The organism is Pseudomonas sp. 65/3-MNA-CIBAN-0223, from assembly GCF_040310425.1.
GTDB classification, from domain to species: domain Bacteria; phylum Pseudomonadota; class Gammaproteobacteria; order Pseudomonadales; family Pseudomonadaceae; genus Aquipseudomonas; species Aquipseudomonas gregormendelii.
Map to the genome: position 1 here is coordinate 86592 of NZ_JBEOPV010000006.1, position 12235 is coordinate 98826.

Genomic DNA, 12235 nt, shown 5'->3' on the forward strand with positions numbered 1-12235 from the left:
CGAGCGCTTGTCACTTTGAAAAATCAATACTTTTTTATTGTTACAGCGCTCTAGGCAAACACTGCAAAATCGGGCATATAATTTGCTTAAGTTTGGCGCTTCGGCGCCCTGTAGTGGATGGCGCATGCGCGCCGGCGAATAAGGTTTAAGCCCCTGCCATGAAACCATCGCTAGTCTTGAGAATGGGCCAGCAGCTGACGATGACACCTCAGCTGCAACAGGCCATCCGCCTGCTCCAATTGTCGACCCTGGACCTGCAGCAGGAAATCCAGGAGGCGCTGGAGTCCAACCCGATGCTCGAACGCCAGGAAGACGGCGACGACTTCGACAATGCCGATCCCTTGGCCGACAAAGCCGAGCAGCAACCCAACGCCGATGTTTCGGAGCCCTCCTATCAGGAGACCGCGCCAACGGTCGACAACCTTGAGGAAGGCGACTGGAACGAGCGCATTCCCAACGAGCTGCCGGTCGATACTGCATGGGAAGACGTCTACCAGACCAGCGCCAGCAGCCTGCCCAGCAACGATGATGACGAGTGGGACTTCACCACCCGCACGTCGGCCGGTGAAAGCCTGCAAAGCCACCTGCTGTGGCAGCTCAACCTCGCCCCGATGTCCGACACGGACCGCCTGATCGCCGTCACCCTGATCGACTGCATCAACAATCAGGGCTACCTGGACGAAACCCTCGAGGAAATCCTCGAAGCCTTCGACCCGGAGCTGGACATCGAGCTGGACGAAATCGAAGCCGTCCTGCACCGCATCCAGCAATTCGAACCGGCCGGTATCGCTGCCCGAAACCTCGGCGAATGCCTGCTGCTGCAATTGCGCCAGTTGCCCGCCAAGACCCTCTGGCTCGCAGAAGCCAAGCGCCTGGTCACGGACTACATCGACCTGCTGGGCAGCCGCGACTACAGCCAGCTGATGCGCCGCATGAAGCTCAAGGAAGATGAACTGCGCCAGGTGATCGAACTGGTGCAGAGCCTCAACCCGCGACCCGGCTCGCAGATCGAGTCCAGCGAGGCCGAATACGTGGTCCCGGACGTGATCGTGCGCAAGGACAACGAGCGCTGGCTGGTGGAACTCAACCAGGAGTCGGTGCCCAAATTGCGGGTCAACGCCCAGTACGCCGGGTTTGTGCGTCGCGCTGACACCAGCGCGGACAACACCTTCATGCGCAATCAGTTGCAGGAAGCCCGCTGGTTCATCAAGAGCCTGCAGAGCCGCAACGAAACCCTGATGAAAGTTGCCACCCAGATCGTCGAGCATCAACGGGGTTTTCTGGAGTACGGCGACGAAGCCATGAAGCCGCTGGTACTGCATGACATCGCCGAAGCCGTCGGCATGCACGAATCGACGATTTCCCGGGTGACCACGCAAAAATTCATGCATACCCCACGGGGTATTTATGAACTGAAATACTTTTTCTCCAGTCACGTCAGCACCTCGGAAGGCGGTGAATGCTCGTCCACGGCGATCCGCGCGATCATCAAAAAACTGGTTGCAGCGGAAAATCAGAAAAAGCCGTTGAGTGACAGCAAGATCGCTGGTTTACTGGAGGCACAAGGCATTCAGGTGGCTCGCCGCACCGTCGCCAAGTACCGCGAATCCCTTGGGATCGCGCCTTCGAGCGAACGCAAGCGGTTGATGTAAAGCCACGCCACAGCGTTCCAGTGGTAGATCATCGGGTCTACCGCTTTATGCACTGGCAACGAAGGAGAAGCTGTATGCAAGTCAACATCAGTGGACACCAACTGGAAGTGACCGAACCCCTGCGCACCTACATCGGCGAAAAACTCGCCCGATTGGAAAGGCATTTCGACAAGATAACCAACGTGCAAGTCACGATGACCGTCGAGAAGCTGCTGCAGAAAATCGAAGCCACGCTGCATATACCCGGCGGAGAAGTGGTCGCCAATGCCGAGCATACGGACATGTATGCCGCCATCGACCTGCTGACCGACAAGCTGGATCGCCAACTCAAAAAGCATAAGGAAAAGACCCAGAGCCTCCTCCAGGGCGCAACCGGTCGTTAACACTCCCAATCCATGATCCGACTTGAAAGCATCCTGACCCCCGGCCGTTCCCTCGTGAACGTGCCGGGCGGCAGTAAAAAGAAAGCCCTCGAACAAATTGCCAACCTAATCCATCGCGAAGTGCCGGATATGGAGATGCAAGATGTCTTTGAGGCCCTGATCGCCCGTGAAAAACTCGGCTCGACCGGTTTTGGCAACGGCATCGCCATCCCCCACTGTCGCCTCAAGGGCTGTACCTCCCCGGTCAGCGCCCTGATGCACCTCGACGCCCCTATTGATTTCGACGCCATCGACGGTGCTCCGGTTGACCTGCTGTTCGTGTTGCTGGTCCCGGAAGCCGCCACCGATGCGCACCTGGAGCTTTTGCGCCAGATTGCCAGCATGCTTGATCGCAAGGAAGTGCGCGAAAAATTGCGCAGCGCCCCGAGCAATGAAGCCTTGTACCAGGTTGTCCTGGACGAGCAGAACGGTCATTAATCATGCGCTTGATCATTGTCAGCGGCCGCTCCGGCTCAGGTAAAAGTACCGCGCTCGATGTCCTTGAAGACAGCGGGTACTACTGCATCGACAACTTGCCCGCCGGGCTGTTGCCCGAGCTGGCCGAACGAGCACTGATCCACACCGAGCTCGCGCAACCGCTGGTGGCCGTGTCGATTGACGCGCGCAACCTGCCAAGCCACCTGTCCCGTTTTCCGGAATTGCTGGAGGAAGTGCGCAGCCGTCACATCAAGTGTGACGTGCTGTACCTGGACGCCGACGAAGAAACCCTGCTCAAGCGGTTTTCCGAAACCCGTCGCCGCCATCCGCTGAGCAATGCCAATCGCTCGCTCGCCGAGGCAATTCAGGACGAGTCCAATCTGCTGGGTCCGATTGCCGACCTGGCTGACCTCAAGGTCAACACCACCAACCTGAACCTGTACCAGTTGCGCGATACCATCAAGCTGCGGCTGTTGAACCAGCCTGAGCCTGGCACCGCGTTCCTGGTGGAGTCTTTCGGCTTCAAGCGTGGCATGCCTGTGGATGCCGACCTGGTGTTCGACGTGCGCTGCCTGCCCAACCCTTATTGGAAACCAGAGTTGCGCGAGCAATCTGGGCTCGATCAACCGGTAGCCGACTACCTGGCCGCGCAACCGGACGTCGAGGAAATGTTCCAGGACATCTCCACCTACCTGCTCAAATGGCTTCCACGCTTTGCTGCCAGCAACCGCGCGTATGTCACCATAGCCATTGGCTGCACCGGCGGGCATCACCGCTCCGTCTACCTGACCGAACGTCTGGGCCAGGTTCTGCAACAATCCCTGAAGAACGTCCAGGTCCGCCACCGCGACCTCAGCTAAAGGATTCACATCGCAATGCCTGCTCTGGAAATTGAAATCATCAACAAGCTGGGCCTGCATGCCCGCGCGTCGGCGAAATTTGTCGGGGTCGCAGGAAAGTTCAAGGATTGCACCATCAGGGTAGGACGCACGCCGGAAACCACGGTGGACGGCAAGAGCATCATGGCAATGATGATGCTGGCGGCTGGCAAGGGCACCAGGATCCATTTGAGTACCGAAGGCGAAGAGGCGGACGAAGCGCTGGATGCGCTGGTAGCGTTGATCAACAACTACTTCGACGAAGGCGAGTAAAGAACAAGGTCAAGATTAAAAGATCGCAGCCTGCACGGGTACACGAACCCTGTGCGATCTTTTGATTTTCAAGCCAGCGCCGTATCCATCACCATCATCAAGCAAAACCCAATCAGCAACCCCAGGCTCGCCAGCTTGTCGTGACCATGACGTCGCGACTCGGGGATCACTTCGTGCGTAACCACCAGCAACATGGCCCCGGCCGCCAGTGCCAGCCCAAGCGGCAATAGCAGTTCGGCCAGGCTCACCAGCCACGCACACAGCAGCGCAAAAACCGGCTCAACCAACCCTGAAGCGGCACCGATCAGGAATGCCCTGACCCTCGACATCCCCGCCCCCGCCAACACCAGCGCAATCACCAGCCCTTCCGGCACATCCTGCAGCGCAATACCCATCGCCAGGCTATCGGCATCAGGCATGCCGCCCCCGGCTGACACCCCGACCGCCATGCCTTCGGGAATGTTATGGGCAATGATGGCAAACACGAACAGCCAGATCCTCGGCGCAATCGCCGGCCCCTCCTGCGCGCCTGCCAGCATTTCCGGGCAGGCCCCGGAGACCTTGCGGTCCACCAGATACAAACCCAAAGCGCCAAGCATGATACCAAGGCTGATCAGGCCACTGGCGGCCCAAGGCTTAAGCCCGAGGCTCTGCGCGGCGGAGATCCCAGGCACGATCAGCGAAAACGCCGTCGCCGCCAACATGACCCCCGCGCCGAAACCTAACAGCGTATCGCTGACGGCTTGCGGCATGCGGCGAATCACCAGCACCGGCACCGCGCCCAGCGCCGTACCCAGTGCGCAGATCGCCCCACCCTGCAATGCACGCAGCAGTTTCGGTTCAAGATCCAGCCACGCCAGCCCTTGGGCGACCAGCAAGGACATACCCGCCAGCAATAACAGCGATCCGAATGCGTAACGAAACATCCGCCCACTTCCGATCGCCAGCGTTTCAGTGCCCATAATCAGCCTTGGTGGTTTTTCATTGGAGATTCAACCCTGGGCCGCCTTGTAGCGCGCCGCCACTTCAGGCCAATTGATCACGTTGTAGAACGCGTTGATGTATTCCGGGCGACGGTTCTGGTACTGCAGGTAGTAGGCGTGCTCCCACACGTCCAGGCCAAGGATAGGCGTGTTGCCATTCATGAGCGGACTGTCCTGATTGCCGCTGCTTTCCACCACCAGTTTTTTCTGCGGGGTCACACTCAGCCATGCCCAGCCACTGCCAAAACGGGTCAGCGCAGCCTTGGTGAACGCCTCCTTGAAACTGTCGAGCCCGCCCAGTTGCTCGTCGATTGCCTGGGCCAGCGCGCCGTCAGGGGCGCCGCCACCGTGCGGGGCCATGACTTCCCAAAACAGCGAATGGTTGGCATGACCACCGCCCTGGTTGATAACGGCGGCACGCAGTTTTTCCGGCAGCTGCTGGACGGCCGCCACCAGCTTTTCCACGGTCCATTCGGCGAATTCGGTGCCTTCGACGGCCGCGTTCAGATTATTGATGTAGGTCTGGTGGTGCTTGGTGTAGTGGATCTCCATGGTCTTGGCATCAATGTGCGGTTCCAGGGCATCGTAGGCGTAGGGCAAGTCAGGCAGGGTAAAAGCCATGTTCAGTGAACTCCATGATGAAGAGGCGCAGGACGGTAGGCAGTTGGAACGTCGATGTGCAGCAGGCGGTGGGTCCGTGGGTATTCACCGTGTTCGCTGATGAAATTCAGCAGCTCGACATAGGTCTTGCTGCTCTGGCGCAGCGCCGCTTCGCGCAACGCTGGCGCCAGTCGCGTGTCCTGCATGGCCTGCAGCAACCGCTGGTGGATGGCACACAGGTATTCGGCGCTCTCCTCCGGCTGATTGAGCCGCAGGTGCAGGTCTGCCAGGTTGTGATGGGAGATGACGCAGGCTGCCACCGCTTCGTCGGCATCCGCCCAGCGCTCGAACAACACCTGGGCCAGTGCCAATGCCTGCAAGTAAGCCTCGCGCGCATCGACCAGTTCGCCCTGCATGAAACAGCGATTTGCTCTTTCGATCGTGCGTTTCCAGTGCTCCATGGTGAGCCTCCAAAACGGTAGCGGTGGTTACACGCCGCCTGCAGTGAGCTTTACCGGGTCAAGCAAAAGCTCGAGCTGGCTGCGCGTCAGGTCAGTGTGTTCAAGGGCGACATCAATCACCGGGCGGCCTTGCTGATAGGCCTTCTTGGCGATTTCAGCGGCCTTCTGGTAGCCAATGATCGGGTTCAGGGCCGTGACCAGGATCGGGTTGCGCGACAGCGCTTCCTTGAGCCTGGCTTCGTTGACCTTGAAGCTGGCAATGGCTTTTTCACCCAGCAGATGGCTGGAATTGGCCAGCAATTCGATGCTGCTCAGCAGGTTCTGGGCGATGATCGGCAACATCACGTTGAGCTCGAAATTGCCCGACTGACCGGCGATGGTGATGACCGTGTCGTTGCCGATCACTTGGGCGGCAACCATGGCGGTGGCTTCCGGTATGACCGGATTGACCTTGCCAGGCATGATCGAGGAGCCCGGCTGCAGCGCCTCGAGTTCGATTTCACCGAGACCGGCCAAAGGGCCGGAGTTCATCCAGCGCAGGTCGTTGGCGATCTTCATCAAGGTCACGGCGGTGGCTTTCAACTGGCCGGAAACACTGACGGCCGTATCTTGCGAGCCAATAAGCGCAAACAGATCCTGGCCCGGGGTGAACTCCACCAGGGTCAACTTGCTCAACTGTTCGCTGAAACGTACCGCGAATTCGGGATGGGCGTTGACCCCGGTGCCCACCGCCGTGCCGCCTTGAGCCACGGATTGCAGGCTCGGCAGCAAATCCTGCAGGTGCCCGACGTTGGCCTTGAGTTGCTGGGCCCAACCGTTGAGCACCTGGCTCATGCGCACCGGCATGGCATCCATCAGGTGCGTGCGACCGGTCTTGACGTGGTGATGCACCTCTTCGGCCTTGCGCTCGATCACCTGCACCAGGCGGGTCAATGCCGGCAACAGTTGCTCATGCAGGGCCAGGGCAGCGCTGACATGGATGGTAGTCGGGATGATGTCATTGCTGCTCTGGCCGCAGTTGACATGGTCGTTGGGATTGACCGGCTCACCGAGCAGACGGCTGGCCAGGGTGGCGAGCACCTCGTTCGCGTTCATGTTGGAACTGGTGCCCGAGCCGGTCTGGAAGATATCCACCGGGAAGTGCTGCATGAAGTCGCCCTCGAGCAAGCCTTGCGCCGCATCGACAATGGCTTTGCCCTGGGACTCGCTGATCTGCTTGAGCTCGACATTGGCGCGGGCCGCTGCAGCTTTAGCGAGGATCAATGCACGGATGAACTGCACCGGCATCGGCTTGCCGCTGATGGGGAAGTTATCCACTGCGCGCTGGGTTTGCGCGCCGTACAGGGCGTCTACCGGGACGTTCAATTCGCCCATGCTGTCGCGCTCAATACGTGTCTTGTTCATCAGAAAATCCTTGCACCAGTTCGTCTAGAGGAATGGAGGGCTGCAACTCGCAGGTGGCCAGTTGCCAGGTGTAGCGTTGCCAGCGCTTGAGGCGGCATTTACACAAGGAGAGGCGTTCCAGGTCGCGCAGAGGACGCCAGGCCTGGTCAAGGCACAAGCTGCGCCAGTGCCAGGGCAGTGCGACGTCGGCGGCGGTATCAAGCAGCAAACGGAAAGAGGTTTCGGCTATGGTCCAGGGAGAAGTGGCCGTGCAACACGCCAGGTACCGGCCTTCGGCCAGGTAGTGCTCAATCAGGCGCGGCTCGTCAGGGTCCATTGCGCAACGGATCTGGCGACTCATCCAGCGCCAGCTTTCTTGATAGGGCTGCTCGTGCAAGGCAGAACTCATGATCCGGGCTCATTCGGTAATGAGATTTATTATTATATGATAATGATAACCAAAACAACCCCGAGATCCCGGATATCCCTCTGGGGAGCAAAGCTTGCTCCAACAGGCGTGCTTTACCTGCCGTGATATGCAGGCGAAAAAAAAGCACGCCATCCGGTTGGGTGGCGTGCCTTTAGTGTTGCAGCAAAAATATCAGCTGCCTGCGACGGTCATCCGCTCGATCAGCACCGACCCCGTGCGAATATTGCTGCGCAGTTCCAGGTCATTACCCACGGCAACGATCTGCTTGAACATGTCGCGCATGTTGCCGGCGATGGTCACTTCCTGGACCGCAAACTGGATTTCGCCGTTTTCAACCCAGTAGCCGGCAGCACCGCGGGAATAGTCGCCAGTGACCATGTTCAGGCCCTGCCCCATCAACTCGGTTACCAGCAGGCCGCGGCCCATGCGGCGCAACAAGGCTGCCTGGTCTTCGTCGCCATGGGTGACGAACAGGTTGTGCACGCCGCCGGCGTTGGCGGTGCTCGGCATCCCCAGCTTGCGACCGGAATAGGTGCCAAGGATGTACGACACCAGCTCGCCCTTCTCGACGAACGGCTTGGCATAGGTCGCGAGGCCATCGCCGTCGAACGCCGAACTGCCCATGGCGCGCATCAGGTGTGGACGCTCGTCGATGGTCAGCCATTGCGGGAACAGTTGCTGCCCCAAGGTGCCTTCCAAAAATGAAGATTTGCGATACAGGCTGCCGCCGGAGATCGCCGAAAGGAAACTGCCGAACAAGCCACCGGCAAGTTCGGCGGAGAACAGTACCGGCACTTCACAGGTTGGCACCGGGCGCGCGCCCAACCGGCTGGCAGCCCGCTGCGCGGCACGCTGGCCAATGCTCACCGGATCGGCCAGCAAATTGCCCTGGCGGCTGACGTCATACCAGTAATCGCGCTGCATCTGGCCATCGGCCTCGGCGATCATCACGCAGCTCAGGCTGTGGCGGGTCGATGCATAACCGCCAATGAACCCGTGGCTGTTGCCATAGACTCGGCAGCCCTGATGCGTGCTGAGGGTGGTACCGTCGGCGTTCTTGATCCGGCTGTCGGTTGCAAACGCCGCCGCTTCACAGCTAAGGGCCATCTCGATGGCCTGCTCCGGGGTAATGTCCCACTGGTGGAACAGGTCGAAATCCTTCAGGTCCTTGGCCATCAGCGCAGCATCTGCCAGGCCCGAGGCTTCGTCTTCGGAGGTGTGCTTGGCAATTGCCAGTGCGGCGGCCACGGTTTCCCGGATCGCCTCTGGCCCACTGGCCGATGTGCTGGCCGAGCCTTTGCGCTGACCGACGTACAAAGTGATGCCAAAGCCCTGGTCGCGGTTGAACTCAACAGTCTCGACCTCACGCTGGCGCACCGAAGTCGACAGGCCCTGCTCCAGGGATACTGCTACTTCACAGGCACTGGCGCCCTGGCGCTTGGCTTCAGCAATGATCTGCTCGACTTGTTCCTGCAGTGCCGGCAACGCTTGCGGGCCGACGCTTTCAACTGCACTCATGCTGTTCTCCACTCAAATTCTGCTTTCGGCGAGGGTCATCGAGCGACCGGGCCGGACAAGCGGCCCCCGACTGGTTATCATGGCGGCGTTTCTTTGCGGACGGCCACCATGGTTGATTCTTACGACGACTCCCTCGATACGGGAGAAAAAAGCAAATCCCAGGTTAAACGCGAGCTGCATGCTCTGGTTGACCTTGGCGAGCGCCTTACAACACTCAAGCCTGACTTGCTGGCAAAACTGCCGTTGACCGACGCCATGCGCCGGGCATTGGCCGATGCGCCCAAGCACACCGCGAATATCGCGCGTAAACGGCACCTGATGTTCATCGGCAAACTGATGCGCGACCAGGACACTGACGCCATTCTTGTTCTGCTCGATCAACTCGATGCCTCCACCCGGCAGTACAACGAACGTTTCCATGGCCTGGAACGCTGGCGCGATCGCTTGATCGCGGGCGACGATGCGGTCCTGGAGAAGTTCGTGCTCGACTACCCGGAGGCTGATCGCCAGCAGTTGCGCTCCCTGATCCGTCAGGCCCAGCACGAACTGGCGACCAACAAGCCGCCGGCATCGAGCCGTAAAATCTTCAAGTACATCCGTGAGCTGGACGAGACTCAACGCGGTTTGCGTTAAGTAGCGCACAACCCATCCGAGGTAGGAGCTGCCAAAGGCGGCGATCTTTTGATCTTGTAAAAGCAAAAGATCGCAGCCTGCGGCAGCTCCTGCACGGAACACGTGTTCCTTACGATCCTGTGCCACCCACAGTGATTGCATCAATCTTCAGCGTTGGCTGGCCGACACCGACCGGCACCGACTGCCCATCCTTGCCACAGGTTCCGACGCCGCTGTCCAGCGACAGGTCGTTGCCGACCATCGACACCTTGCTCATCGCCTCCGGCCCGTTACCGATCAGGGTTGCGCCTTTGACCGGCGCGGTAATCTTGCCGTCCTCGATCAGGTACGCCTCGCTGGTGGAGAACACAAACTTGCCACTGGTGATGTCGACCTGGCCACCGCCGAGGTTGGCGCAGTAGATGCCGCGTTTCACCGAGGCAATGATCTCCTGCGGATCACTCTCGCCTGCCAGCATGTAGGTATTGGTCATGCGCGGCATCGGCAGGTGCGCGTAGGATTCACGTCGACCGTTGCCAGTGCGGGCCACGCCCATCAGGCGCGCGTTGAGCTTGTCCTGCATGTAGCCCTTGAGCACGCCGTTTTCAATCAACGTGGTGCACTCGGTCGGAGTGCCTTCATCGTCGACGCTCAGCGAGCCGCGACGACCGGCCAGGGTGCCATCATCGACGATGGTGCACAGCTTGGAGGCAACCATCTCGCCCATGCGTCCGCTATAGGCGGAGCTGCCCTTGCGATTGAAGTCGCCTTCCAGGCCGTGACCAACCGCCTCGTGCAGCAACACACCGGACCAGCCCGAGCCCAGTACGACCGGCAAGGTGCCGGCCGGTGCCGGAATGGCTTCCAGGTTCACCAGCGCCTGACGCAGCGCTTCGCGGGCGTAGCCCATGGCGCGGTCATCACTGAGGAAATAACGGTAGTCGGTACGACCGCCGCCGCCATGGCCACCGCGCTCGCGGCGACCGTTCTGCTCGACGATCACGCTGACGTTGAAGCGCACCAGTGGACGTACATCCGCTGCCAGGCCGCCGTCGGTGGAAGCCACCAGAATGCGCTCCCACACACCGGCCATGCTCACAGTGACTTGCTGGATGCGCGGATCGAGAGCACGGGTTGCGACGTCGATGCGCTTGAGCAACTCGACTTTCTCGGCACGGCTCATCACTTCCAGCGGGTTATCCGGCCCGTACAACTGGGCGACGTCCTGGGTAGTAAAAGCCTGCACGCTGCCATTCTGGCCGGCACGGGAGATCGAACGCGCGGCACGGGCCGCTGCGCCCAGGGCTTCGAGGGTGATGGCGTTGCTGTAGGCAAAGCCGGTTTTTTCACCGGACTGCGCGCGCACGCCGACGCCCTGGTCGAGGTTGAAGCTGCCTTCCTTGACGATGCCGTCTTCCAGCGCCCAGGACTCGGAGATCTGTCCCTGGAAGTACAGGTCGGCGGCATCGATGCCCGGGCCGGCGAGATCGCCGAGCACACCTTGCAGGCTCTCGATGGTTACGCCGCCAGGTGCCAGGAGGTGTTCACTGACTGAGGACAACAACTCGCTCATATGCTTTACGCCTTAAATTCGTTCATTGCGAGGCAGGTCGCTGTGCGCCCTGCGAGAAAAAGCGCCGGTGGCTGGACACCGGCATCCGCGCCCTGATGGACGCCTGTTCGCTACTATCGCGCTCGGCCAGCAGCACGGCCTCGCCTTGATCCTGCTGGGCCAGCACACGCCCCCAAGGATCGATGATGGCGGCGTGCCCCCAGGTTTCGCGCGGTCCCGGATGAGTTCCACCCTGGGCTGCCGCGAGCACGTAACACTGTGTCTCGATGGCCCGTGCGCGAATCAGCACCTCCCAGTGCGCCGCGCCCGTCACCGCAGTGAAGGCTGAAGGTGCGGTAATCAACTCCGCGCCGGCAGCCCGCAATTCGCTGTACAGCTCTGGAAAACGCAGGTCATAACACACCGTCAGGCCGACCCGGCCGACTGGCGTATCCGCTACCACGACACCACTGCCATAAGCATAGTCATCGGATTCGCGATAACGCCCGCGGTTGTCTGCCACATCCACATCGAACAGGTGCAGCTTGTCGTAGCGCGCCACCGTCTCGCCCTGGTCATTGACCAGCAACGAGCAGGCGTGCACTTTGGCCGTTGGCTGATCCACCGGCGGCAGCGGCAATGTGCCGGCCACTATCCATAACTTGAGGTCGAGGGCGGTCTGTTTCAACCATGGCAGGATCGGACCTTCGCCCAACGCCTCGGCGCGCCCGATGTCAGCGATATCACGGCGGCCCATGGCGGCGAAGTTTTCTGGCAGCACGGCGAGGCGCGCGCCAGCTGCGGCGGCCTCTTCGAGCAAGCGGCGGGCCTGGGCCAGATTGGCCAGCACATCGCTTTGGCTGACCATTTGAATCACCGCAAATGACATGACGTATTCCTATCGTGAAATCGAAACATACCCCGTAGGAGCTGCCGCAGGCTGCGATCTTTTGATGTTGATTTTAAAATCGCCAAGGTCAAAAGATCGCTGCCTGCGGCAGCTCCTACAGGGGCCATGCTACTCCATCGAGCC

14 protein-coding genes are annotated in these 12235 nt (G+C 60.3%); 6 read left to right on the plus strand and 8 right to left on the minus strand.

Translation table 11 applies throughout. The annotated features are described in order from the left end of the window. Positions 1-158: 158 nt before the first annotated feature. From AAEZ09_RS08580 to AAEZ09_RS08600, 5 genes are all read left to right on the plus strand, one after another. On the plus strand, positions 159-1652 hold the full coding sequence (locus AAEZ09_RS08580) for an RNA polymerase factor sigma-54 (RefSeq protein WP_045061454.1): 1494 nt from the start codon (positions 159-161) through the stop codon (positions 1650-1652). 74 nt (positions 1653-1726) lie between these two features. Beyond that, positions 1727-2035 (plus strand): ribosome hibernation-promoting factor, HPF/YfiA family, encoded by a 309-nt coding sequence (hpf, locus tag AAEZ09_RS08585; protein ID WP_045061455.1) that lies wholly within the window; start codon positions 1727-1729, stop codon positions 2033-2035. 12 nt (positions 2036-2047) lie between these two features. After that, on the plus strand, positions 2048-2512 hold the full coding sequence (gene ptsN / locus AAEZ09_RS08590) for a PTS IIA-like nitrogen regulatory protein PtsN (RefSeq protein WP_045061456.1): 465 nt from the start codon (positions 2048-2050) through the stop codon (positions 2510-2512). A gap of 2 nt (positions 2513-2514) precedes the next feature. Continuing rightward, a complete protein-coding gene (gene rapZ / locus AAEZ09_RS08595) occupies positions 2515-3372 on the plus strand; it encodes an RNase adapter RapZ (RefSeq protein WP_122837511.1) in 858 nt (285 codons plus the stop codon). A gap of 15 nt (positions 3373-3387) precedes the next feature. Continuing rightward, entirely contained in the window at positions 3388-3663 is a 276-nt protein-coding gene (locus tag AAEZ09_RS08600) for an HPr family phosphocarrier protein (RefSeq protein ID WP_205893558.1), read from the plus strand. A gap of 68 nt (positions 3664-3731) precedes the next feature. On the opposite strand, the gene AAEZ09_RS08605 is transcribed toward AAEZ09_RS08600, so the two are convergent. The 6 genes from AAEZ09_RS08605 to pmbA form a co-directional block, all read right to left on the minus strand. Next, on the minus strand, positions 3732-4625 hold the full coding sequence (locus AAEZ09_RS08605; protein WP_045061459.1) for a ZIP family metal transporter: 894 nt from the start codon (positions 4623-4625) through the stop codon (positions 3732-3734). Between the two features lie 30 nt (positions 4626-4655). Beyond that, complete coding sequence (locus AAEZ09_RS08610) at positions 4656-5267, minus strand: superoxide dismutase (RefSeq protein ID WP_045061460.1); 612 nt, start codon at positions 5265-5267, stop codon at positions 4656-4658. Positions 5268-5269: 2 nt separating this feature from the next. Continuing rightward, positions 5270-5707: a DUF2753 family protein gene (locus AAEZ09_RS08615; protein WP_350599040.1), complete on the minus strand. Its 438-nt coding sequence runs from the start codon at positions 5705-5707 to the stop codon at positions 5270-5272. 27 nt (positions 5708-5734) lie between these two features. Further along, entirely contained in the window at positions 5735-7111 is a 1377-nt protein-coding gene (locus AAEZ09_RS08620; protein ID WP_350599041.1) for a class II fumarate hydratase, read from the minus strand. Further along, entirely contained in the window at positions 7092-7499 is a 408-nt protein-coding gene (locus tag AAEZ09_RS08625) for a hypothetical protein (protein WP_045061463.1), read from the minus strand. The genes AAEZ09_RS08620 and AAEZ09_RS08625 overlap by 20 nt, the downstream gene beginning before the upstream one ends. Positions 7500-7691: 192 nt before the next feature. Then, positions 7692-9038, minus strand: coding sequence for a metalloprotease PmbA (pmbA, locus tag AAEZ09_RS08630; protein WP_350599045.1), 1347 nt, complete (start codon positions 9036-9038; stop codon positions 7692-7694). A 108-nt stretch (positions 9039-9146) separates the two neighbouring features. Here pmbA and yjgA point away from each other — a divergent pair, with 108 nt between their 5' ends. Next, positions 9147-9671, plus strand: a complete 525-nt coding sequence (gene yjgA / locus AAEZ09_RS08635; protein ID WP_045061465.1) for a ribosome biogenesis factor YjgA — start codon at positions 9147-9149, stop codon at positions 9669-9671. A 109-nt stretch (positions 9672-9780) separates the two neighbouring features. Here the strand turns inward: yjgA and tldD are convergent, their stop codons facing one another. Continuing rightward, positions 9781-11223, minus strand: coding sequence for a metalloprotease TldD (gene tldD / locus AAEZ09_RS08640; RefSeq protein ID WP_045061466.1), 1443 nt, complete (start codon positions 11221-11223; stop codon positions 9781-9783). Between the two features lie 22 nt (positions 11224-11245). Next, the gene (locus AAEZ09_RS08645) at positions 11246-12091 is read right to left on the minus strand and encodes a carbon-nitrogen hydrolase family protein (protein WP_045061467.1); all 846 of its coding nucleotides are present in this window, start codon (positions 12089-12091) and stop codon (positions 11246-11248) included. Between the last annotated feature and the right edge of the window lie 144 nt (positions 12092-12235).

Coding starts and splice junctions, on each gene's coding strand:
- AAEZ09_RS08580 (WP_045061454.1), top strand. CDS start 159: ATGAAACCATCGCTAGTCTTGAGAATGGGCCAGCAGCTGACGATGACA.
- hpf (WP_045061455.1), top strand. CDS start 1,727: ATGCAAGTCAACATCAGTGGACACCAACTGGAAGTGACCGAACCCCTG.
- ptsN (WP_045061456.1), top strand. CDS start 2,048: ATGATCCGACTTGAAAGCATCCTGACCCCCGGCCGTTCCCTCGTGAAC.
- rapZ (WP_122837511.1), top strand. CDS start 2,515: ATGCGCTTGATCATTGTCAGCGGCCGCTCCGGCTCAGGTAAAAGTACC.
- AAEZ09_RS08600 (WP_205893558.1), top strand. CDS start 3,388: ATGCCTGCTCTGGAAATTGAAATCATCAACAAGCTGGGCCTGCATGCC.
- AAEZ09_RS08605 (WP_045061459.1), bottom strand. CDS start 4,625: ATGGGCACTGAAACGCTGGCGATCGGAAGTGGGCGGATGTTTCGTTAC.
- AAEZ09_RS08610 (WP_045061460.1), bottom strand. CDS start 5,267: ATGGCTTTTACCCTGCCTGACTTGCCCTACGCCTACGATGCCCTGGAA.
- AAEZ09_RS08615 (WP_350599040.1), bottom strand. CDS start 5,707: ATGGAGCACTGGAAACGCACGATCGAAAGAGCAAATCGCTGTTTCATG.
- AAEZ09_RS08620 (WP_350599041.1), bottom strand. CDS start 7,111: ATGAACAAGACACGTATTGAGCGCGACAGCATGGGCGAATTGAACGTC.
- AAEZ09_RS08625 (WP_045061463.1), bottom strand. CDS start 7,499: ATGAGTTCTGCCTTGCACGAGCAGCCCTATCAAGAAAGCTGGCGCTGG.
- pmbA (WP_350599045.1), bottom strand. CDS start 9,038: ATGAGTGCAGTTGAAAGCGTCGGCCCGCAAGCGTTGCCGGCACTGCAG.
- yjgA (WP_045061465.1), top strand. CDS start 9,147: ATGGTTGATTCTTACGACGACTCCCTCGATACGGGAGAAAAAAGCAAA.
- tldD (WP_045061466.1), bottom strand. CDS start 11,223: ATGAGCGAGTTGTTGTCCTCAGTCAGTGAACACCTCCTGGCACCTGGC.
- AAEZ09_RS08645 (WP_045061467.1), bottom strand. CDS start 12,091: ATGTCATTTGCGGTGATTCAAATGGTCAGCCAAAGCGATGTGCTGGCC.